At 33.8% G+C, this 23,451-nt stretch carries 22 protein-coding genes, 2 tRNA genes and 1 riboswitch; of the genes, 19 read left to right on the top strand and 5 right to left on the bottom strand.

Going from position 1 to position 23,451, the window contains the following annotated elements:
* A complete protein-coding gene (locus HW347_RS16235) occupies positions 1-894 on the top strand; it encodes a transglutaminase family protein (protein ID WP_214612808.1) in 894 nt (297 codons plus the stop codon).
* Positions 895-942: 48 nt separating this feature from the next.
* Positions 943-1,653 (top strand): glutamine amidotransferase, encoded by a 711-nt coding sequence (locus tag HW347_RS16230; protein WP_214612807.1) that lies wholly within the window; start codon positions 943-945, stop codon positions 1,651-1,653.
* Between the two features lie 93 nt (positions 1,654-1,746).
* On the opposite strand, the gene HW347_RS16225 is transcribed toward HW347_RS16230, so the two are convergent.
* On the bottom strand, positions 1,747-2,607 hold the full coding sequence (locus tag HW347_RS16225) for a sigma-70 family RNA polymerase sigma factor (protein WP_155596418.1): 861 nt from the start codon (positions 2,605-2,607) through the stop codon (positions 1,747-1,749).
* A gap of 450 nt (positions 2,608-3,057) precedes the next feature.
* Between HW347_RS16225 and HW347_RS16220 the strand changes: the two genes are divergently transcribed.
* The 4 genes from HW347_RS16220 (at position 3,058) to HW347_RS16205 (ending at position 6,921) form a co-directional block, all read left to right on the top strand.
* On the top strand, positions 3,058-4,494 hold the full coding sequence (locus tag HW347_RS16220) for a circularly permuted type 2 ATP-grasp protein (protein WP_214612806.1): 1,437 nt from the start codon (positions 3,058-3,060) through the stop codon (positions 4,492-4,494).
* A 10-nt stretch (positions 4,495-4,504) separates the two neighbouring features.
* Positions 4,505-5,458: an alpha-E domain-containing protein gene (locus HW347_RS16215; protein ID WP_214612805.1), complete on the top strand. Its 954-nt coding sequence runs from the start codon at positions 4,505-4,507 to the stop codon at positions 5,456-5,458.
* 51 nt (positions 5,459-5,509) lie between these two features.
* Positions 5,510-6,352: a transglutaminase family protein gene (locus tag HW347_RS16210; RefSeq protein WP_214612804.1), complete on the top strand. Its 843-nt coding sequence runs from the start codon at positions 5,510-5,512 to the stop codon at positions 6,350-6,352.
* A gap of 200 nt (positions 6,353-6,552) precedes the next feature.
* The gene (locus HW347_RS16205) at positions 6,553-6,921 is read left to right on the top strand and encodes a DoxX family protein (protein WP_214612803.1); all 369 of its coding nucleotides are present in this window, start codon (positions 6,553-6,555) and stop codon (positions 6,919-6,921) included.
* A 6-nt stretch (positions 6,922-6,927) separates the two neighbouring features.
* On the opposite strand, the gene HW347_RS16200 is transcribed toward HW347_RS16205, so the two are convergent.
* Together HW347_RS16200 and HW347_RS16195 are read right to left on the bottom strand one after the other, a co-directional pair.
* Positions 6,928-7,269, bottom strand: coding sequence for a DoxX family protein (locus HW347_RS16200; RefSeq protein WP_225901957.1), 342 nt, complete (start codon positions 7,267-7,269; stop codon positions 6,928-6,930).
* A 281-nt stretch (positions 7,270-7,550) separates the two neighbouring features.
* Positions 7,551-8,111 (bottom strand): DUF4494 domain-containing protein, encoded by a 561-nt coding sequence (locus HW347_RS16195; RefSeq protein ID WP_155596413.1) that lies wholly within the window; start codon positions 8,109-8,111, stop codon positions 7,551-7,553.
* A 317-nt stretch (positions 8,112-8,428) separates the two neighbouring features.
* Between HW347_RS16195 and HW347_RS16190 the strand changes: the two genes are divergently transcribed.
* The 10 genes from HW347_RS16190 to HW347_RS16145 all read left to right on the top strand — a co-directional run bounded on the left by HW347_RS16190 (position 8,429) and on the right by HW347_RS16145 (position 17,092).
* Positions 8,429-9,211 (top strand): hypothetical protein, encoded by a 783-nt coding sequence (locus HW347_RS16190; RefSeq protein ID WP_214612802.1) that lies wholly within the window; start codon positions 8,429-8,431, stop codon positions 9,209-9,211.
* A 287-nt stretch (positions 9,212-9,498) separates the two neighbouring features.
* Positions 9,499-9,891 (top strand): hypothetical protein, encoded by a 393-nt coding sequence (locus tag HW347_RS16185; protein ID WP_214612801.1) that lies wholly within the window; start codon positions 9,499-9,501, stop codon positions 9,889-9,891.
* A gap of 12 nt (positions 9,892-9,903) precedes the next feature.
* Positions 9,904-9,974, top strand: a tRNA-Cys gene (locus tag HW347_RS16180).
* Between the two features lie 265 nt (positions 9,975-10,239).
* A complete protein-coding gene (locus tag HW347_RS16175) occupies positions 10,240-11,055 on the top strand; it encodes an alpha/beta fold hydrolase (protein ID WP_214612800.1) in 816 nt (271 codons plus the stop codon).
* 5 nt (positions 11,056-11,060) lie between these two features.
* Entirely contained in the window at positions 11,061-12,248 is a 1,188-nt protein-coding gene (locus HW347_RS16170; protein WP_214612799.1) for a sensor histidine kinase, read from the top strand.
* Between the two features lie 56 nt (positions 12,249-12,304).
* A tRNA-Cys gene (locus HW347_RS16165) sits at positions 12,305-12,375 on the top strand.
* Positions 12,376-12,819: 444 nt separating this feature from the next.
* Positions 12,820-13,143 carry an HPF/RaiA family ribosome-associated protein gene (locus tag HW347_RS16160; RefSeq protein WP_155596409.1) on the top strand — a complete coding sequence of 108 codons (324 nt, stop codon included), beginning with the start codon at positions 12,820-12,822 and terminating at the stop codon, positions 13,141-13,143.
* Between the two features lie 207 nt (positions 13,144-13,350).
* On the top strand, positions 13,351-13,713 hold the full coding sequence (locus HW347_RS16155) for a hypothetical protein (RefSeq protein ID WP_214612798.1): 363 nt from the start codon (positions 13,351-13,353) through the stop codon (positions 13,711-13,713).
* A gap of 181 nt (positions 13,714-13,894) precedes the next feature.
* The gene (locus tag HW347_RS16150) at positions 13,895-15,148 is read left to right on the top strand and encodes a putative glycoside hydrolase (RefSeq protein WP_214612797.1); all 1,254 of its coding nucleotides are present in this window, start codon (positions 13,895-13,897) and stop codon (positions 15,146-15,148) included.
* A gap of 126 nt (positions 15,149-15,274) precedes the next feature.
* On the top strand, positions 15,275-17,092 hold the full coding sequence (locus HW347_RS16145; protein ID WP_214612796.1) for a pyruvate kinase: 1,818 nt from the start codon (positions 15,275-15,277) through the stop codon (positions 17,090-17,092).
* A 111-nt stretch (positions 17,093-17,203) separates the two neighbouring features.
* Here HW347_RS16145 and HW347_RS16140 read toward each other — a convergent pair whose 3' ends face one another.
* Complete coding sequence (locus HW347_RS16140) at positions 17,204-18,064, bottom strand: outer membrane beta-barrel protein (RefSeq protein WP_214612795.1); 861 nt, start codon at positions 18,062-18,064, stop codon at positions 17,204-17,206.
* 321 nt (positions 18,065-18,385) lie between these two features.
* Positions 18,386-19,684, bottom strand: coding sequence for a Na+/H+ antiporter NhaC family protein (locus tag HW347_RS16135; RefSeq protein WP_214612794.1), 1,299 nt, complete (start codon positions 19,682-19,684; stop codon positions 18,386-18,388).
* A 46-nt stretch (positions 19,685-19,730) separates the two neighbouring features.
* Positions 19,731-19,828: riboswitch (SAM-I-IV-variant riboswitch) on the bottom strand.
* Between the two features lie 311 nt (positions 19,829-20,139).
* On the opposite strand from HW347_RS16135, the gene HW347_RS16130 reads away from it, so the two are divergent.
* The 3 genes from HW347_RS16130 to HW347_RS16120 all read left to right on the top strand — a co-directional run bounded on the left by HW347_RS16130 (position 20,140) and on the right by HW347_RS16120 (position 23,111).
* The gene (locus tag HW347_RS16130) at positions 20,140-21,072 is read left to right on the top strand and encodes a hypothetical protein (RefSeq protein ID WP_214612793.1); all 933 of its coding nucleotides are present in this window, start codon (positions 20,140-20,142) and stop codon (positions 21,070-21,072) included.
* Positions 21,073-21,242: 170 nt separating this feature from the next.
* Positions 21,243-21,956 carry a hypothetical protein gene (locus HW347_RS16125; RefSeq protein WP_214612792.1) on the top strand — a complete coding sequence of 238 codons (714 nt, stop codon included), beginning with the start codon at positions 21,243-21,245 and terminating at the stop codon, positions 21,954-21,956.
* A gap of 369 nt (positions 21,957-22,325) precedes the next feature.
* Complete coding sequence (locus tag HW347_RS16120) at positions 22,326-23,111, top strand: transglutaminase domain-containing protein (protein WP_214612791.1); 786 nt, start codon at positions 22,326-22,328, stop codon at positions 23,109-23,111.
* Positions 23,112-23,451 lie beyond the last annotated feature (340 nt).

The following is a 23,451-nucleotide window of genomic DNA, read 5'->3' as shown; positions in this document are numbered from 1 at the left end:
ATGATATTCAATATTACCCATATTACGAAATATGAATATAACGCTCCGGTTAGCTATTGTCATAATATAGCAACCCTAAGGCCTCGTGAATCTAATGGACAGCAATTGTTGTCTTATAAGATTGATGTTGTTCCGGAGCCAGCGGAAATATCTGAACGAGTAGATTTTTTTGGAAACTACTTAACTCGTTTTTCTATTCAAACACAGCATACCGTATTAAAAGTAATTACCCAAAGTAAAGTGTTGCGGGACTATACGCAATACCATGAGTCTTTCTTTTCTGATGCTTGTAAGGGGGTGACTTTAACTGATGCCCTGAGTGCTTTAAATAGTAATGACCCTGAAATTATAGAGGCTAAGCAGTATATATTAGAATCTATTTTTATCCGCAAAACAGATAAAGCAATTAAGGATTATGCCGAATTATCTTTTAAAGCAAACAGGTCCGTTTTTGAAGCTGCTTATGAGTTAATGCAGCGCATTTATACAGATTTTGATTTTGATTCCGGATTTACCAGTATTTCTACACCTATAGACGAGGTTATGAGAGAAAAAAAGGGGGTTTGTCAAGATTTTGCTCAAATAGCGATTGCATGTATCAGATCAATTGGGTTACCAGCTCGTTACATAAGTGGTTATATAGAAACATTACCTCCTGAAGGAAAAGAAAAACTAGTTGGTTCTGATGCCTCGCATGCTTGGTTCGCTATTTACATACCAACTTTTGGATGGGTAGACTTTGACCCAACGAACAACCAAATCCCTTTAAATCAGCATATTGTTGTAGGGTGGGGTAGGGATTATTATGATGTTCCTCCGCTAAAAGGTGTTGTGTTCGGTAGCGGTAAAAGCAAGCTTAAAGTTGCTGTAGATATAGCCGCTGCAAAGGAATAGGGAAATTTACTTGTCCATTTTACCTTCTAATTCAGTCAATCTGTTACAATGATTCTTATACTAAAAACAGGAACTACCTATAAGTCCATTAAGTCTCAGTACGGAGATTTTGAAGATTGGATCATAGGAAAAATGAGTTTAAAAGAAGGTGAATACCTAATTCATAAAACTGAAAATTTTCAAACATTACCACCAAATAACAACTACACGGGAATCGTAATTACGGGCTCCCATTCTATGGTAACAGATATTGAACCTTTAGAGAATAGAATGTGTAGCTGGTTGGTAAATGCTCACGACAATGGAATACCAATATTGGGTATTTGTTATGGACACCAATTATTGAGTTTTATTTTTGGAGGGACTGTATCTTACAATGGTATGGGAATAGTTATAGGTTCCGAAAATACTTTGTTAACTGCAGAAGGCAAAAAAGATAAACTCCTTGGAGAATTGCCATCTAATTTCAAAGTTTATAAGGCACATAAACAAAGTGTGTATCATCTACCCAAATCTGCCGAGATTCTTTCTGTTAATGAATCTGGAGTGATTGATGCCTTTAGATTTAACGAAAGTACTTGGGGCGTTCAATTCCACCCTGAATTTGACCAAAATATTACTAAAGCATATATTAATGAACTGCCTGAGGAACTTGCCAGTGAAGGACGAGATGTTTTAAAATTAAGCAACGAGGTTGTTGATGTGGCCTATGGTTCCAAACTGTTGAAACGCTTCAAACAGATAACAGAAAATGCTTAATAAAACTTCTGTATTATTCAGAAAATGAGGTTCTAAACAAAAAAAAAGCCGACTCTTAGTGAGTCGGCTTTTTGTATATATCAATATGAAATCTTATAGATAAGCTTTTAAAACTTCCTTCTGGGATTTGTTTCTTAGAAGACGAATAGCTTTTTCTCTAATTTGTCTTACACGCTCACGAGTAATGTCAAAAAGCTCACCAATCTCGCTTAAGCTTATTGGGGCACGTTCTCCAATACCATAATAAAGCTTTATAATTTCACTCTCTCTATTTGGAAGTGTGTTTAGAATTGAATCAATATCTGTTCTAAGGGAATCCATCATCATACCGGCATCAGGACTAATCGCGTCGTTTGATTTTACAACATCATATAAATTAGAACCCTCTCCTTCTTTAAAAGGTGCGTCCATAGATAGATGCTTACCTGAATTTTTCATAGCAATTTTAACTTGCGCAGTACTCATATCTAAATCCTTAGCAATTTCAATTGCACTAGGAGGGCGTTGGTAAGATTGTTCTAAAGAAGAGTATACCTGATTAATTTTACTAATTTCACCTATCTTATTCAGTGGTAATCGTACCATTCGTGAATGCTGTGAAATTGCAGACATTATTGCTTGTCTAATCCACCATACAGCATAGGAAATAAATTTAAATCCACGAGTTTCGTCAAAACGTTTTGCTGCTTTGACCAATCCAATATTTCCTTCGTTGATTAAATCTGAAAGTCGTAAACCACTTCCTTGGTATTGTTTTGCTGTAGAAACTACAAAACGTAAATTGGCATTTACTAATTTATTAAGGGCAATCTGATCTCCTTCACGTATTCTTCTAGTCAGTTCTACTTCCTCCTCTGCGGTAATTAAATCAATTTTTGATATTTCTTGAAAGTACTTTTCTAAGGATTTAGTGTCTCTGTTTGTAATTTGTTTAGTGATCTTTAGTTGCCTCATGTATTTATTTTATTTTTAGTTCGTATCTATATTATACAACTTTTATTGCGTTAATCCTAATAAAATTCAATATTCTTTGATTATTGTTCAATGAATATTTCACCAAAGAAACCATAGATACATGTTTTAATACTCTTTATATACTGAGGCTTAATCAGTAAAGAGATAAAGGAGATATATTTAATAAATAAGAATCTAAAGTATCATCTATTCTGAATCTTTCATTTTAATCCTTTATATATTGATAAATAAATAATCTGCTTGCTTAAAGTTTATTTTATTCAAAGACTTAAGGATTATCCACTTTATTTTTCGTAATTTAATAGGCATAGTACTACAGGGTGTACTTACAAGACTTTCTAATAACAATTAATCCTTTCTAATTCTTATTTATTAGCTGATTATAAAGTGAAAAATAGTTTTTCAACTGGAGAAAATGCGCCATTTTTTATGTCAAAAATTGATTTTACAGCTTACGACACCAAAGATTTTTATGACGAAATGTTTGATGAAAACAACAATGTCAGGCCTAATTATAAAATGTTTTTAGAGCGACTCGAAAAACTCAGTCATAAAAAGCTTAAAAGTCTACAATATGCTACAGATAGGGCTCAACTATCTTTAGGAATGACTTTTAATGTCTATGCAGATAACCAAGGGGTAGAGCGTATTCTTCATTTAGATATTATTCCTAGAATCATTGGTAATTCTGAATGGACATTACTAGAAAGGGGTTTACAGCAGCGCATAAAGGCACTTAACTTGTTCATTCAGGATATTTATAATGATCAAAAGGTGTTTAAAGATAAAATTATACCGAAGGAAATGATTCTATCTAGCGTCTCATATCTGAAGCAGTTAGAAGGCTTTAAACCTCCAAAGGATATCTGGTGTCATATTACCGGGTCTGATTTAATAAAAGGCGGTGATGGGCAATACTATGTATTAGAAGATAATCTAAGATGTCCTTCTGGGGTATCCTATATGTTGGAAAACCGGGAAATACTTAAAAGAACATTTCCAGAATTATTTGAACAACTAGGGGTAAAACCTGTTTATGATTATACACATACTTTAAGAGATACTTTAGAATATCTTTCAGACAAAGAAAAGCCAGTTGTAGTAGTTTTAACACCAGGTGTTTACAATGCGGCTTATTTTGAGCATTCTTATTTAGCACAGCAAATGGGTGCAGAATTGGTAGAAGGTAAAGATTTAATCGTAAAAAATGATATCGTCTACATGATCACCACCAATGGTCTACAGCGTGTAGATGTTATTTACCGTCGTTTAGATGATGAGTATATAGATCCATTAGTATTCAACAAACAATCCTTATTAGGTACTCCGGGATTATTTAATGCCTACATAAAAGGAAATGTAGCTTTAGTTAATGCGCCAGGAACTGGTGTAGTAGATGATAAAGCGGTTTACGCCTATATTCCAAGAATCATAAAATATTATTTGGGTGAGGACATGATTTTACCTAACGTAAAAACCTATATCTGTGATGAAGAACAAGACAGGAAATACGTTATAGATAATATTCATAATTTGGTTGTAAAACAAACAGATGCTTCCGGTGGCTACGGCATGTTAATTGGTCCAAAATCAACAAAAAAAGAGCAACAAGAGTTCATCACAAAAATTAAAAATAAACCTAGAAACTATATAGCGCAACCTATGATCAATCTTTCTAGAGTGCCAACAATAACAGATGACACTATTGAAGGTCGTCATGTAGATTTAAGGCCGTATGCTTTATATGGAGATGATATAAAAATTATACCAGGTGCTTTAACGCGCGTGGCACTAACAAAAGGATCAATAGTTGTGAACTCTTCCCAAGGTGGTGGAAGTAAAGACACTTGGGTATTAAACAGATAAAAGAAAAACTATGCTAGGCAGAGTCGCAAACACTATATATTGGATGAACAGATATCTTGAACGTGCAGAGAATTACGCACGTTTTATGGATGTAAATTATAATTTATCACTAGAATTGCCTCCTAACGAAGAGCAGCAATGGAAGCCGCTTGTGGTTATAACAGGAGACTGGGAATTATATGAATCACTTAATTCTAAGGTAGAAAAAAGTAAAGTCAACTATTTTTTGGCTTTTGATGAAAACAATCCCAACTCTATTTACAATTGCATCTCACTCGCAAGAGAAAATGCGCGCGCCGTAAGACCTGAAATTACAAAAGAGATTTGGGAGCAAATAAATTCACTTTACTTTTTGGTCAAACAGGGTTTAGAACAAAAACGTCTTGATGATAAGGAGTTAAGAGGTTTTTTGACAGAAATTAAAAACGGATGTCAACTGGTTTATGGCATGTACGATTCTACCATATCAAGAAATGAAGGTTGGGATTTTGGTAAATTAGGCCAAGTAATAGAACGTGCAGATAAGACCTCTAGAGTTTTAGATGCCAAGTATCATTTGTTACTACATTCTCCGGCAAAGGTTGGGTCTTCACTAGATTTAATACAATGGGCAGCCCTTCTAAAGTCTGTTAGTGCGTATGATATGTATCGAAAAAAATATGGAAAACTAACACCTTCAAGCATAGCAGAATTTTTAATTTTAGACACGCAATTTCCAAGATCAATTTTGGCATGTTTAATAAATGCCGAGAAATCTCTTATCACCCTATGTGGTAGCTCTGTTGGCTTTAGCAACATTGCTCAAAAACAATTAGGGGCTTTAAAATCTCAATTGGAATATGATGATATAAATGATATCATAAGCCAAGGAATGCACGAATATCTTAATGATATTCAGCTTAGGTTAAATGAGATTTCTTCTTCTATTTACAATTCATTCTTTGACATAGAAATTCATGTGTAAAAAACAATCTATGCATGTATTCTATTTCTTTTCAAAAACTGGAATCTTTATATGAAATTGAAAATAACTCATACTACAACCTATGCGTTTAATTCGGAGGTGTTTTTAGAGCCTCATTATTTAAGATTTCGACCAAGGCAGACTGCATATGTTGATATAAATGAGTTTTCAATCTCTATTGTTCCAGAACCTAGCGGACATAAAATAATTCAAGATGAAGAAAACAATGTTGTAGATTTTTGTTGGTTCGATGGAGTTACAAGTAACCTAAGCATAACCGTTGAGAGTATTTTAGAAACAAAACCATTTAATCCTTTTGATTTTATTCTAGAACCTCAAAGCTATAATCAGATTCCTTTTGAATATGACGAATCAAAGAAAAAACTATTATTTCCTTACTTAGATGGTTTACCAATTGCACAAGAATTAATAGACTACGGAACCGCTATAATCGAAAAAGCAGAATTTAATACCATTCACTTTTTAACACAGCTCACCAACCAATTACATAAAGATTTTACTGTAGAATATAGAGAAGATGGAGCGCCATTTCTGCCTGAGCATACTTTTGAAATAAAAAGAGGTTCCTGTAGGGATTTGTCGTGGATGTTAATTAACCTATTACGACAACAAGGTATTGCAGCACGCTTTGTAAGCGGTTATTATTATTTTGATATGATTGTACCTGCATTTGAACTACATGCTTGGGTAGACGTTTTTTTACCCGGTATTGGTTGGTTGGGTTTAGACCCTAGTCACGGTATTTTGACCGGGAACACACATTTCCCGATTGCTACAAGTTCTCATTATGAAAATACAATGCCTGTTTCTGGAGGCATTAGAGGTAGTGCCAGTTCTAAATTAATAACAGAACTACAAATAGAAAAAATATAAATACAAACCTTCAAGTATGCGCAAGGGTGAATTCGTTATAATTAAAGTCCGTTTTCTTATCTATAAAATTTCTAAACTACTTTAAATTCTCTGCTGCAACTTTTTTCAGTTAATAATCAATTTGAATCGGCAATAGTAATATTCAGATGCAGACTATTTTTACGACTATATATCAATTTTGCAAAATTTAAACTAAGAAGATGAACTATTTACTAATTGCATTACAAGTTATTGTAGCATTAAGCATCCTAAATGTATGGCTTGTACAGAATAAAAAACCTACACAATGGCGTGGCGGTAATGCAACAACTATTATTGAAGAGTTTAAAGTATATGGTCTTCCTGTTTGGATGTGCTTTGTTGTGGGTACTTTAAAAATACTATTTGCTATAGGTTTATTGGCCGCCATCTGGTATCCTAGTTTTAGAGAACCTTCTGCTTTGGGTCTTGCGGCACTACTTTTGGGCTCTATAGCAATGCACTTAAAAATAAAAGACCCCATAAAAAAATCACTCCCAGCTTTCATCTTTTTAACAATGTGTCTGTATATTGCTTTTCCAATATTGTAGTTCGTGTTAGATTGCTATAATTAGCTTGTAATAGATATAACCATTTAATATAGCATATAATAGGGAAGGTGCAGATTGGAAAATACCATCCCTGATTTTTAAGCGAACAGCGAAGCCCAAAACCATAAGAATAGAAAGACTTAACGCGGCTGCGGCTTGTACTATTGGGGAATAAAAATACCCAAGCAGTAACCCTAAACCTCCAACAAGCTGTAATACTCCAACTACTTTTCTAAATTTAGCTAAACCATATCTTATGAATTCATTTTTCATTTGAGGTATAAAGAAACATCCAAAACCAAAAAACAGGAATGAAAAAGCGGAGAAAAAAGTAAAAATAGTTAGCATGCAGATGGCGTTTCTAAAATAGCTATTGTTAGTATTTGAAAGTTAAAAGTAGCTAGTATATAACTATAAGTTTGAATGTCTAGAGTTTTTTTTGAACTCTAAAGGATTTGTGGCTTAATCCTATGTTAATGGTGAAACTCTGGATAGATTTGAAAAATCCATGGAACACCTATACTAATGAAATCTAGCTATCTTGTTTCTTAAAAAATCATACATGTATAAAATAAAAAAGTCCATCTAAATAATTTTAGATGGACTTCTATAATATTAAAATTTACTTGTTACTCTTCCTCGGTAACAAGGGCATCTGCCATTTCTAATTCTTCGTCCATGCTATTGTCTACAGGAACAGAATTCTTTAACATTGTAAATTTCTCCAATCGCTTCATATCGTCTTCTTCACCAGAAAAGTATGGGAAAACGTCAACAATAGGAGATTCAGAAATTGCAGGTATAGTATATTCACCCATGGTATCTTTCATTACACCAATAGTGTTATCATACGCTTCCTTTACGTCATTAGCCTGTATCAACAAATACATATTTGTTTTACGCTCTTTACCGCTCTCTTCGTCAAAAGCAATTAAAGACACTCTAGACTTAAACCATCTGTCAGAATTCTCAAACGGATGTATTTCTGCGTAGTTAGCTACTTTAATATTCGTAATCTTAATTTCTTCAGTGTCACTCAAGTAAACAGACATTTCTTCCGTAATTCTACTTTCTGCTTCGGTATATGAAATTGCATCTACCAAAAAAGGTTCTGTCTTTACCTTTTGTGTACCTGATGTTTCATCAAGTTTTCTATATTTTACCTTACATTCATACCACGTTGCACTCATATCTCTTTGTTTATGGGTATCAAATATAAGGTTAAGCTTTAGCTCAAAAATCCAAAATAACGAATAGATATTCACAATTTCTAGACGATTTTCATATAGCTTTTAGCGTGAGTAAGTTAGAGAAAAAATAGATTCCCTTTTTATTTGACAGAAGTAATGAGTTGTACTTCAACCTCAATAAAAAATAATTTAAAATCCTTCACTTAGAATAAGCTCTCATTGGCTATAAACAAAGGCCAATTCGCTGATAGTACTGAAATAGCTTCTGGGTATTCATTAGGTTTGCTTCTAATCGTAAGAAACTGAAATACAGAAGAATGAGGATTACCTTAAATAAAGTTAGATTATCGCTCAGTGTAATAATTTTGTTTGCATTTGTAGAAACCTATGCTCAAGAACTAGAAGAAAAAATTGAAGACCATATAACCTATAATAGTTCTATGGATACCGATAACATTTATGTAGAACTTAGTACCGCTGATCGCCCAACCATGCTTTCTATGTTACACCGCGGACTCTTTGTTTATTTTGATGTAAAGGGGAAGAAAAAAAAGAACGTATCCGTTCAATACCCTTCCGAAGTAAAACTACCCCAACGAGGACGCGATGGAAAAGAAGGTAATAGTGACGAATTTGAAGAGGATGAGAAGCAAGGGCCAGATATCTTAGAAGTGATAGAAGAAATGCCAAAAATGGCAAAATACAACAACCTAGATTTTGAAGAAGATTTTCATTTGGACCTTAACAATTTGGGTATCTCCATAACTTATAATTATGAGGTAGAAGAAAAGCTTTTACGCTATGAACTAAAGATGCCTAAACAATACATAGCTGATAATGAAATTGATTTTTCTAAATTTTCTATAGGTGTCGTAACCCCAAAAATAAAAAAGGATACGAAGGATAAAGATTCCAGTTTAAGCTTTGGCAGTGGAGGCCAAGGAGGCGGTTCTGGCGGAGGCCCTAGAGGAGGTGGAGGACAAGGTGGTGGTCCTAGAGGAGGCGGAAGTGGCTCCAGACCCAGTGGTCCTCCAAAACAAGATAAAGGACCAGAAGCGGTAACTATAGATTTTTGGTTTAATCCAAATTTTATGGAGTAGTTTAGTTCACGTCCGGAACGTAAACTATTTGTTTATAGTTGATTGAGTACTATTTTTTATTATTTCATTAGTTTATTTACCTCCTTATCAGATTGATTTAGGAGGTTTTTTATAGTTAATTTTCAAGGTAAAACGATGAGTACGGAAAAATAGAAGGTTTACCAGATTCCTACAAAAGCCAAAATTGATAAGTAAGAGAATTTCAAAAATTAAATAAAAGAGTATTATCTTAGCTATATATGGAGTTTATCAGTTATGATAAAATCCAATTGACACGAATGTATACTATGGAAAAAACAGAATTTCTTGAACAAAATATCTTTCAGAATTTAAATAACCTTAATGACGGTTTTGATTCTGATTCAATACAGTATTTCTCTGAAGCAGATTTTGAAACAGTTTTAGAACGTATTGAGCAATTTGGAATTGGAATATATGAAATGAAACCTCGGCTAGATGAGGATTTCTTGGATGTAAAAGTAAATGAAGATTACAGAAAAAAAGCAACTGATCCTAAATGGTACAAAAGGGCTTTTTCTGATTTTAAAAAACAACAAGCTAATCTCAAGTATTCAGCAAGCTATAAAGTATCAGAAAGACTATTGAATAGAAAAAGTGCTGCTGATATTGCAAATGAAAGTGCAGCTCAAGCCGAAGAGGAGATCACAAACGAAGAATAGAAGAGTAGTTAAGGCATTGTGGCTGAATGGCTAGGCAAGACTCCGCAAGAGTCTTTATAATGGTTCGAATCCATTCGATGCCTCAAAATAAATTTAAGAGATTAAATGATCTGAGAAAGGATTTATTTTGAATTGAAGTAAGAATAAAGTATAAACAAACAAAAACTATAATCATGGCAAAAGGTCAAGACTCCAAGAAGAACGTAAAGAAAGAACCTGCAAAAACTGCAAAAGAAAAGAAAGAAGAAAAAAGATTGAAAAAAGCTAAATAGAACGAGGTATAAACTCTTTTTATTACTGAAGTATTAACTGTTTTATCAATTAAAATCAATTAGTATTCTTGTGTTTATGAATGTACTGAAACGAAACAACGTAAAAGTTTTTGGAAACGGTAAAAAGGCGCTCATGTTCGCCCACGGATTTGGTTGTGATCAAGTCATGTGGCGTTACATTACCCCTGCATTTGAACAAGATTATAAAATTGTACTTTTTGATTATGTAGGTTGCGGTAAATCCGAAATGGCTTCCTATAACGAAAGCAAGTATGCTTCCCTTCAAGGGTATGCATCAGATATAATTGAAATTTGTACGGAACTCCAATTGAAAGATGTTGTATTTATTGGGCATTCGGTAAGCTCAATGATTGGAGTACTTGCTTCTATTCAACATCCTGAATTGTTTAATTCCATGGTATTCGTTTGCCCATCTAGCTGTTATATCAACAAAGAAGATTATGTTGGTGGTTTTGAACAAAGGGATTTGGAGGAGTTGCTTGACGTAATGGAAAATAATTATGTAGAGTGGTCAAATTATTTGGCGCCTATAGTAATGAAAAATTCAGATAAGCCAGAACTCACAGAAGAACTCGCAAGTAGTTTCTGCTCCATGGATAATAAAATTACGAGAAGTTTTGCGCGAGTTACTTTTTTCTCGGACAACCGGGAAGATCTTAAAAAAGTACAGGTTCCCAGCCTAATTCTACAATGTGCACAAGATGATATAGCTCCGGAACAGGTAGGTAAATATATTCACGAAAGATTAGAAGATAGTAGAATGGTGTTTATGCAAGCTACAGGCCATTGTCCACACATGAGTCACCCAGAAGAGACTATTGAGTGTATTCAAAATTTTATTTCAAAAGAACTTGAACCTAATCAGCTATAAAAATTTTGAACGAAAATGCACCCTGCTTTCTGTTCTCCTTTCTGGTTGACCATCATATAAATTATGTCAATGATTTAATGATGGAAGCTTTAGGTTATGAAGACCATGAGATTCTAAATACCTTAAGGTTTGAGGATTTATTATCCGGAGGTAGTCGTATTTTATATAAGACGCATTTCTTTCCCATGCTTCTCATTCAAAATGATATTAAGGAGATTTTTATTTCTCTCCGCTCAAAAAAGGGGGAGGAAATACCCGTGCTCATTAACATGTCTTTTATCAAAAAGAACGGCGTAGAGTATGTAACCGGAGCAGGTCTTAAGATGTCTAAACGTAATGATTTTGAGAAAAGGATTTTGGACGCTAGGCGCGATGCGGAAAAAGCACTTCAGGAAAATGAGCTTTTAATTAAGACCAAAGCCCAGTTAGAAATTAGCCGAACACTTTTAGAAGATCAATTACAAAATCAGTCACGGATAAACAAAGAACAGATTGAGTTCAACAAAATATTAGCGCACGATTTACAGGAACCATTGCATAAAATTTCAATTTTTGCGAGCCGGTTAGAAGATTTTTCTGATTTGAAATCTCAAGAGGAGAAATCTCGACATTATTTAAAACGAGTTTTACAAATTTCAGAAAACAGCCATGCCCTTGTTAAACGTTTACAAGTCTATCATGCACTGGACTATAAAAAACTACATTATCTAAAAGCCAGTTTTGAGACTATATTAGAGGATGCCATAATAAAAACAGGTAACCTGCCGTTAGAGATAATATATGGTGAAATGGAAATGAAAGAGGTGTATGGTGATATCCCAAAGTTGACCATTCTGTTTAGCGAGCTATTAAAAAACTCCTATCAATACAGGTCTTCCGAGAAATCAAGTTCTATTCATATTTCAACCAGTAAGGTAACAGAAAACTATCATCAGGCGTTAAAAGGAGCCTATCGTTATATAGAATATATACGTATTACTTTTAGAGATAATACTCTTGGGTTTCAGAGCTACAGCGGAGATGATATTTTTAGACCTTTACAAAATTCTGATAATAGTTATGGCAAAGGATTGGGATTAGCATTTTGTAAAAAGATAGTAGAATTACATAAAGGGCGTATTTCTATTAAACCAGAAAAAAATGGAGGTTCTAAATTTAGTATTCTTTTACCTATAGAAGTCCCTAGCAATTAGAAACTGAGTGAGTACATTAGTTTTGAAAGTTAGAAAAGATTGAATTCAAATTTTATGGCATTGTGGCTGAATGGCTAGGCAAGACTCCGCAAGAGTCTTTATAATGGTTCGAATCCATTCGATGCCTCAAAGAGGATTTTAATACTGTAAAACAGGAGATCTAAAGGATCTCCTGTTTTTTTATTGTACTAAAAATGATAATTAGAACACTTCAATTTTGGGTTGTAAACTATAAATCAATCATAAATGTTTCTGAATAATCTTTTTTGAATAATATATCCATTACCTTCTATACTTGTATGTACTTAATAGTTAGCTATTTCTCGTGAATAGGTGTATATCACTAAGTTTGAAATTAAAAGATAAGCTCTATAACTGATAATTGTCATCTTTTTTAAGGCTTCAAGTTAATAGATTTACATCATAAGAAACAGCAAGTATAGCTCAGTGTTTTATAAGAATATTTAAGATATTCCCCAGAAATACTTCAAATCATATTTGAAATAACAGTAAACAGTTCCAAAGAAAGTAAAGCTTAAAAAACGATTCCTTAAACTAAAAAAATATAATTATGACAATATTATTTAATACTGATAAAACAATAAACGGCAATGAAAGAGGCCAATCTTATTTCACCTCCATGATAGAAGAGGGGTTAAGAAACTATGAATCCCATATTACTAGAGTAGAAGCCCATGTCTCTGATGAAAATGGAAAAAAAGAAGGAATTAAGGACATGCGATGTTTGTTGGAAACCAGAATTGCTGGTAAACAACCTATAGCCGTTTCATGTCAAGATGATACTGTTGAACTTGCTGTATCTGGAGCTATTGATAAACTTACAGCATCTTTAGAAACAATTATTGGAAAGATGCAAAATCATAAACCTGCTTAGGTTTTCTTGAAAGCTGCATTTAAAAACAAGAATTCATCTATAAGATCATCTCATTAAAAGGGTAATAACCAATTATGGTTATTACCCTTTTTTGTATGTAGTTGATATTTACACAAAGAATTCAACCATTCATACAAACATCTATTTTTTACTTACACTCTATCGCTAATTTCGGTATAGAAAGTAATTAATTAAAAAATAGAAGATATGGGAGTTCTGAACGTAACAGAATATAGGGTTGGTACCAATAGGAGTAGAACTAATACAAATGCTCATCGTTTTTTCCTTTCACTAAAAGGTAGAAGTGAGCGTGGAGTAGTAAATAGTGCTATTATTTATTTCTGGCCATCAAGGCCAACAGATACGGTTGGTTATATTGCGGGTTCACTTTTTGTAGGAATGTTAGATGATAGTGATTTTCAATATTGGTATGATATATTAAGAAATGAAAAGCCGGTTAAATTAAACTATGTAGAGAATTCAGATGCTTCTGTAAACAAAGTATGGCATATTAGTATTGGCACTGGCGATGAAGGTGTTGGAGAAGGACCGAAAGACTTTAATAATTAAAAATAATAGATTTTTTTGTTAAGATCAAAACAATACCTGTTGTTCAGATTCTTCAGTAAGTATATAAAAATCCCCCTTTCTACATAAATCATTACATTTAAAGTGTTTTCATCTTTCATTTCCTGTATCGGGTAATAAATACATACAAAATCATTACCTCTGTGGTTTTAAAAACACTAAAATGAGTAGAATCTTTATCAAGTTGTTATTCCTAGGGATTGTTTTTTTCTCTATAAGCTGTAGTAAAGACGAGAATGAAAATAACATTGTTAAACCTGATATTATAGACGAGATCATTACCGATACATTAGTTAATAAAACAAAGCTTTTTTGGTTGTATCTGCACCATGAGGAAATTCCAGATACATTGATAGAGACCGAAGCTCCTAGACGAGATTTAATCGTTATGAATGCTTGGTTTCATGAATACGTTCAAAAATTTAAGGCGGTAAACCCTGATATAAAAACATTAGTCTATAAAGACCTTACTTCTACAAGAAGCTACGCCGTTGAAAATGGAGCGGATAATCAATACCTACCCACTGGAGTCGGTTTTCAATACGCAGACACTAATCATCCTGAATGGTTTTTATTGGACACCAATGATAATCGATTGGAATATGCGGGGTATGCCGACCACTGGCAAATGGATATTGGCAATACCGAATACCAACAACTATGGGCAAATCAAGTAGGTGAGGAGCTTGTTGCTAATGACTGGGACGGCGTGTTGATGGACAATGCCATCTATACGCTAGACACCTATCATGAAAATGTATTTCCAAAAAACTACGAAACTAATACGGAGTTTCAATTGGCGTATAAATCAATGTTAACTACTATAAGCACAAGACTTAAGGCGGATAATAAAATAGGAATCGCAAATATTACCAATACAAGATTATACCCTGGAGTTTGGGAAAGTTATTTGCAACATCTAGATGGTGGTTTGGACGAGTGGTGGCTTGTTTTTAGTAATGGAAATTATCTTTCTGATTATGCCGAAGGTTATACCCCTCAAATTACTGAAGTGGTCACTAATGAAGCAGATGGTAAGATTACTTTAGTACAACCCCATAGTTCTACTTCGGATGATCAAGGCTTCTATTATGCCTTTGCTAGTTATTGGTTGGTAAACAACGGCAACACCTATTTTTCCGAACAAGAAGTTACGGACGCTTATAAAGACCCTTCTCCTTGGAGAGAAGAATATACATGGAATTTTGGGAAAGCCGATAGTAACTATTTTCAAGTTGAAAGTGGTGTATTTCGCAGGAACTTTTCTCATGCAGTAGTACTAGTAAATGCTAATGAAACTGGTTCTCTAGAAGTAGATTTGGATGCTCCTCATTTAAACGAAAAAGGGGAGAAGGTAAGCTCAATTAACTTACAAGCTTTGAGTGGTCGTGTCTTAAGAAAAATTAATGATGAATAAAGTTTCTTAGTAAAGTAGAATATTGGGTTTTCTATAGTTAAATGAACTTCCAAATGACAGTTGTCATAAAATAAATAAGTGATTTTTAATATCTTTCGGGTAAGGTCAACATATATTAAATCACCCATGAATATCAACCCGAAAAAAATAAATAGCCTCATTAAAGAAATGGAAGCTATTTTGCGCAAAATCAGGAAAGGAGAGGAGAAAGCCAAACCCATTTTGAAGAAGATACATTCCCATCATAAAAAAAGTGCATTAAACCTTGTGCACTACCATCAATTTAGAAAATCGGATTTTAGGGAAAGTCAAAGAAAGCTTGGAAATCTGGGTATGACCCGCTTTGCCAATGCGCAAGGACATGTAGAAGATAGCTTGGTAAAAGTTTTATACTTGTTATATCGTCTGGCAGATGGTGCTCCTACAAATTTTGAAAAGGCCCAATTGTCTACTAAAAAGAGTAAAAAACTTTTAAAGTCAAATACAGAAGCTCTTTTTGGTTATCCTTCGGAAGGCCGTAGGGTGCGTATTATGGTTACCATGCCTTCTCATGCGGCAAAAGATTATGCACTTGTTTATGACATGGTAAAAAACGGAATGAACTGTGCCAGGATAAATTGTGCTCATGATACACCAGAGGTTTGGAAGAAAATAATTAAGAATGTAAAAAATGCTTCAGAAGAATTGGGTTCATCGGTAAAAATTGCCATGGATTTGGCGGGACCCAAAATCCGAACGGGAGCTGTGGAGCCAGGCGCAAGAATCATCAAATTTAAACCTAAAATAGATGATGACGGATTTGTTTTAAAACCAGTAGAAATTGAGTTGATTACAAGCACTGCAGAACTTGTGCCTGCTCATGCCGTACCTATAAATGCAGATTGGTTAGGTGAACTTGTCGTAAATGATAAAATTAGCATAGTAGATGCCAACAATAAATCTAGGAAACTTAAAGTAATAGGGTCTTTTGAGAAAAGTGTACTTGTAAAATCAAGCAAGGCCATATCTTTTAAAACTGGTGCAGCTATTGAAAGTAGTACTCTTGGTAAAAAGGGAACTATAGGTTCTCTGCCTGAAATACAGAAGGCTGTAAGGCTTTACAAAGATGATATGGTAGTTATAACGGATGAAAGTATTCCTGGAAGCTCTGCTGTAGTAAATGAGCATGGTGAAGTTTTAGAAAAAGCACATATTCCTTGTCAATTTCCGGGAATTTTTGAAAAAGTAAATAAAGGGGATTTAGTATTGTTTGATGATGGTAAAATTGAAGGAATAATACAGTCCATAACAAAGAATAGTTTTGAAGTCCTCATAACAAGAGCCGCAGAAAAAGGAGTTAAATTAAAAGCAGAGAAAGGCATGAACTTTCCTAATACCAATTTAGGAATTAGCGGACTTACACCAAAAGACAAAGAAGATTTAGCTTTTGTAGCCAAGCATGCGGATATCGTCAACTTTTCATTTGTGAACTCTAAAAAAGATGTACAAAAACTATTTTCTGAATTGAAAAAGTTAAAAGCATATGATAAGCTAGGAATCATATTAAAAATAGAAACTAAGTTTGCTTTTGATAATCTAGAGGAAATTCTTCTAGAAGTCATGCAAGTAAAGAAGATTGGCGTTATGATAGCCCGTGGCGATCTGGCCGTTGAAACCGGTTGGCAAGAAATTGGCCAAGTACAACATGAACTATTATCTATATGCGGAGCGGCACATATACCCGTAATCTGGGCTACCCAAGTGTTAGAAAACCTAGCAAAGAACGGACTTCCGTCGCGATCAGAAATTACAGATGTGGTCACTTCTTTAAAAGCGGAATGTGTAATGCTTAATAAAGGGCCGTATATGAAAGATGTTCTTATACTTTTAAACACTATTCTTTCTAATATGGAAGATTTTCAAGAGAAAAATGAGACCATGTTACCAAAAATCAGGAAGCTATAAAATAGGAAGTATCGTATTCAATATGTTTACTATACTAAAAAAAGCTCCCTATTAAAACTAGTTTTAGTAGGGTGCTTTTTTTAAGACTAAGCGAATATATTGCTTGAAGAATTACTCTTTATTAAAACGTTGAAATTTATACGTTATACCAAAATTAATTCCGAAAGAAGAATACGGTACTTTTTGAGATAATTCTTTTGAAGTATCTGTGTTGGTATTTGATAGATTGTCTACATAAGTAGTTTTACGATCAATGCCATCAGGTAAATTCTCTAATGTGTAAAGACCACTAACGGCCACAGTTCCATCAGGTAAAATAACATCTGTATTAAATTCTGAGATTTCAGAATCTTTTCTTTTTAAACTAATTCCATAATATTCTGCCTCGGCAAAAATGCTGAAATGAGGATTTATGTCATACTTATAACCAAGAGCACCAACAAAACCTAAAGGAAAATGTCCGTGAAAATCTTCTTTATAATTGGTTTCAGAATACGATCCTTCTGGCACACCAAAAGCTGCAGCTTCTTCAGCAGAAAAGACTGATTTACGGTAAATTACGCCTTCAGTTTTTCCGCCTAACTTTAATAGAGCTCCAAAACGACCATAAATATTGTTGGTAAATTTATATACTACAGAAACCGAAGATCCAAAAGCACGAGCTCTAGCAACAGCATCTACTTCTGTATTAGGTAAATTTACTATTGATAATTCTTGATCTGTACCTCGTAAGTAACCAATACCTAAGTCCACACCAAAGGAATCATCAAAAAAATAAGTCCCCCTTATTTGAAAATTGGTGCCTTCTCCATAACTGCCATACGTGTTTTCCGTTTCAGATGTATTTACTTTCTCTCCTAACTTCATTGTGGCGCTACCTATAGCATATCCGGAACTTACTGAAACTTGTAACTGCCCATAAGATATTGTACTTATTAAAACAGCGGCACAAACTGTAATTAAATGCTTCATAATAGATAATTTGAAATTTTAAAAATTATTAAATAATCGGACCTATAAAGCTAATTTTTAGAAGCAATATTTACTTATGACCAGGCTTTTTTTTCTTAATTAGTAGCATGCTCCCTAGCTTATAGTTCAACCAAATCAAATTTGGTATATAAAGATACTTTTTAAAAGAAAATTCTTGCAACTACAACGGAGTTTTAACACCCAAGTTGAGCTTCATCTATGAAAACTTCTTTTATGCTGATAATTAAGCATTTTTAAACCAAAAAAGTAGGAGGGAAGTGTGCACTTTGCGGCATAAGGTAATACACCATAGTAGTTTTATTACTTTCTTAAAGGTTTGAAACTTATAAATAATACCGTGTAAATGAATAACAGTAATAAATACCAGGTATTAGATATTAAATCTAAATAATCTATTCTTCCTTTTGAAAAACTTAAAATCATTAAAACTTGTGCTCCGTAAGGCAACAAACCCTGAGAAATACAAGCAAAAATATCTAGAATAGAAGCTGTTTTTTTATTATCCAATTTATACTCATCATTTATAGTTTTAGCAATAGGACCAGCTATGATAATTGCCACTGTATTATTTGCAATGGCCATATTAATTGTACTCACTAATGTTGCTATTCCAAACTGCGCCGTTTTTTGATTTTTAATGAGCTTTTTTATGTTAACCAGTATAAATTCTATACCTCCATTTCTTTCAACTAAAGCAGCCAATCCTCCGGTAAGAAGAGACAGAAGAAAAATTTCTGTCATGTTTGTAAAGCCGGAATAAGCAATTTTAGTCGATTCTATTAGAGTGAAATCACCATAAACAATTCCTAAAAGACCTGCAGAAATAGAACCTAGCAGTAAGGTTACAAAGACATTTACACCCGTTATGGAAAGTATGATGACCAATAGATAGGGCATTATTTTTATAATAGAGTAACTATATACAACAGCTTCTGTTTCTTTAGACTCTAAGCCCAAACCTTGAAAGACTAATATGGCAATAGTGAATAGGGCAGCGGGAACCGCAATTTTAATATTCTGTTTGAACTTATCGCTCATTTTACAACCTAAAGATTGTGTGGCCGCAATGGTGGTATCTGAAATAACCGATAAATTATCCCCAAACATACTACCACCTAAAAGCGCACCGCATAAAATAGCTAAATCAGCACCACTTTTATCAGCAAATCCAACAACAATAGGTGCTAATGCAACAATAGCTCCTACCGATGTTCCTGTTGAAACAGACAGAAAACCTGCAATAATAAAAATACCAACATAAATATATTGAATGGCAATATAATCTAACCCTAAGTTTACTATAGAATCTACACTACCGGTTTCATTGGTAATTGCAGCAAATGCCCCTGCTAGTAAATAGATCAAGCACATGGTTAATATTTTATCATCACCACAGCCTTTTAATAAAGTGCTTATTTTTGAATGTATAGATTGTTTGAACATCAAAAATGCCACAACAATTCCTACAATTACTGCTATAGGAGCAGGTAAGGCATAGAAATCATTTTGATAGATACCAACACCTAAAAAAGTAAAAACGAATACAAATAGGGGTATTAAAGCTGAGAATTTGGGAATACTGTTTTTTATACTTGCCATTTTACTATAATGTTTTCAAAAAAATAGCGGCAAATAAGAAGAAATATGACTTAACATTTGTTCCAATTAATTGGCTTATCTATTTAGCACCTTGCTTGTTACTGCAGGTTGCTATCTCCTTTTTTGAGATTCTTGATACTGATTTTAAGGCGGCAAAAGTAGTACATAAATCCATCTGGTATTCTTAAAAAAAGTTAATTTCTTAATAATCTGGTTTTGTCCTAGACAAGAAAAGAATGGAGAAATCATTATGAATTGCAAAAGCATAAATTATAGTCTGTAAATCCTTCTCAGGAATTTATTTAAGATTACTGTATTTTAGGGACTTGTGCACAAATTTTTTCTAGTTTTTGAACCACCATCATATAAAATATAAGTCCGTAATTGTTTTACCTTTGCAATTCCGCTATCAGGTTTAGCCAAACCGATTTAAAATGAGAATACAAGCTTAAAAAATGAGGAGTACCTTATTAAAATTATTATTAAAAAAATCTATTGCTTACACTGTATTTCTAGGTTTCATACTCTTGGGTTGTAAAGCAACCGAACAAAATAATCAGGAAACAACTCTTTCAAGTTCGGATGTAAATACTGAGGAAGTTCACAGTACTCGTCATAATAATTCCGGAGCTGCTGTTTATACTTATGATTTTGATGATCACGGCCATATTCACCACAAGTCTGAGCTAGAAATACCCATTCTACCTAAGGCCATAGATTCATTAACACAAGTTGCCACCGGTATAGAAGGAAATCAAATTCTAATAAAACCTATATCAATCCCACAATTTGTAGACCCTAATTATTTGGATATAAAAAGTCCGGTAGCAGATAAGATAGTAGAAAACTATACAAATAGTACAAATAAAGAGCCAGGAGGTCATTGTCTTTCAGTAAGTAAAGGTCGTTTTGAACAAGCGTATAAAGAGGTTCACGGTCATTTGCCTTATGAAGATTTGCCGGATCGTATAGCTTCAAAATTCTTTACACCAAAACAGGTTTTTAACTTGCTTTATGTTTCTGCTTCAGAAGAACACCCAGAATGGCGTAGCCTTCCAGAAGAATATAGGGGTAAGGGTAATGCTGGCGCTATTGCTTATGCCGGAATGGGTACTTTGGTGGATGCATCCGGGATTTGGAGTGGCCAATTAAGACCGGGAGCACTCATGCAAGTTTGGAGATACGAAGAAGACTATGAAAAGGTAGTGCAGGGGGTAGATGTTAAAAAACTTGACCCTTACGGACATTCGTTCGTTTTCATAAGTTATGTTCGTGATGATAAAAATGCAATTATTGGACTTAGAATTGCCGATCAAGGTTTTCAAAGTTACAGACCTTTAGTTCCTAGAGATTATGAAGTGTGGTGGGCTGTTAATCTTAGTATCTAACGGGCTACTAAATACTTAAGCAAAAGTTTAACATTTTCAATGTAATTTTCTCTTAAAGAATACGTTACAAAATCAGAGTCCGACTTCTAATTCTACAAAAATCTATGTTATTTTTTTCTTTACTGCTTTCACTAGGGTTTACAAATGAGATACCACCTAAAATAGACAAAGTGGAATCCATAAGTTACACTTTTGAAAGGCTTTTTTCTGCAACAGAAGACAGCAGTTTTGCAAAAGGGACGACTTTGGAACTTCATACAGATTTAGATAGTGTAGCGGTTTCTTATGCCAGTTCTAAAGTAGATGCAAACCAACTTCGTTTGCGTTTAAAGGAAGGTCTTAGATTAGGCACTATTTCTTTTGATAACATTAAAACAGCGTTCGCCAATCAACTAGTAGATAAAATTATACCGCATTGGTATGGTACTCCTTGGAGTTTTGGAGGCCATACAGCTGTTCCTAACAAAGGTAAAATTGCATGTGGTTATTTTATATCAACCACCTTGCGTGATATGGGTATAAAGCTTAACCGGTATAAGCTTGCTCAAAAATCACCTATTGATGAGGCTAAAATGATTAGTTGTGGATCTGTCATTAATAAGGTTCATCAAAATACTCCAGAAAAGGCTTTTGAGGAGATTGATAACTTAACGACGGAAGGACTTTATTTCATAGGTTTTGACGAGGGTCATGTAGGTTATCTCTTAAAACGTGAAGGCGAACTTTTTTTAATTCATTCCAACTATCTTTCTCCAGTATCAGTTTGTATGGAAAGCTTGAAAGAATCAAGAGTTTTTAAGCGTTTTAATAAATTTCATATTGTATCTATTTCCCATAACGATACTCTTTTACAACGTTGGCTAGATGATGGTTCAGTATTGTAATTCAAAGCATCAAAGCCAGACATTTCTTATTTAGTATTTGATTATACTGCTTCAGACTCATTTATAGATTATTGATTACTACTTATATAAAATTATTCGTTTTGTGCATTCTACTACTTTAGATTATGTAATAAAAGAATGTCTTTAGTAGCTATTCGTTAAAATAAAACCCTTCAATTACTCATTTTATAATAGCACAAAAAATACACAATCAATACGCGTAAAATAAGGCACTTATTACTACTTTAATCCTTCTTGAAAGCGAACATCAAATTTATACGAACATAAATTTGTTTTAGCTAATTACTTCATACCTTGCTTAAAATTGGCTAGTACTTATTGTATAATAAATCTTGATAAAATTGATATATGCGTTTACGTACGAGCTGTGACTTAAAGTTTGAAATTTTTGAGCCCACCCCATTCATTCTTATGTTAAGGCCGCGTAGCGGCAGCCAGCAATGGGTAGAAAGAGAGGAATATAAAATTACACCAAGTACTCCTGTTGTTGAATTTACGGACAACTATGGCAATCTTTGTCAACGATTAATTGCCCAACCAGGCATGTTCTCAATTTCTACTTCTTCAGATGTTGTAACCTCTAATTTCATTGACCAAGGTTTTGACTCACCATTTGTTGAAATTCAAAATTTACCAGATGCCGTATTAAGCTATTTATTGCCTAGTAGATATTGTGAGTCTGATTGTTTTAACGAAATGGGCGCAGCTATTACAGAAGGCCAATTAATGGGGTATAATCAAGTTTCTGCAATTACAAATTGGTTGCGTGAGAACATTGAGTATCTACCTGGTAGTAATAATGAGCCCTTATCTGCAATTCAGGTTAATAATAGACAATTTGGTGTATGCCGGGACTTGGCTCATTTAGGAATAGCCTTGTGCCGAAGTTTGAGCATCCCTGCCCGTATTGTTGTTGGTTATTTACACAATCTGGAACCAATGGATATGCATGCCTGGTTTGAAGCATATATTGGTAACCGATGGTATACTTTTGATGCCACCCAAGTAGATTCTCCAGGAGGTTATGTTGTTCTGGGTTTTGGTCGTGATGCTGCAGATGTTGCTATTTTCAATCAATTTGGCCCTTCGGTTTTTCCAATTGAACATCTTGTTAAAGTTGAGGAACGCCTATAACTAAATGTAAAAATTATAGGACTTGATTTAAACTATAAGCTTAAAATAAATATTACATACACTATAATTTTTAAGAGGCTATACCTCATTTTGTATATCAAAATTAAAGAAAGCTAAAAGTGATATACAGAATACCTACCTTATAGAATAGCCCTCATTTCCTTATCTACAGTAGATAGTGAGGTTTTTGATTCTTTTTGTATCTTGAGGATTAATTACACATATATATGTGTTGAGGGAAATGACCTAAAGGCCGTGTTACTACGCTGCAAAAAAACACGTACTGCATAAATAGCTGTTTTTTCACGACTCCCGTAACACTCATTTCCCTCAACGGTCC

Origin of the sequence: Zobellia barbeyronii, from assembly GCF_018603515.1 — a bacterium.
Lineage (GTDB): Bacteria > Bacteroidota > Bacteroidia > Flavobacteriales > Flavobacteriaceae > Zobellia > Zobellia barbeyronii.
This window is presented reverse-complemented; position numbering and strand designations above follow the sequence as displayed.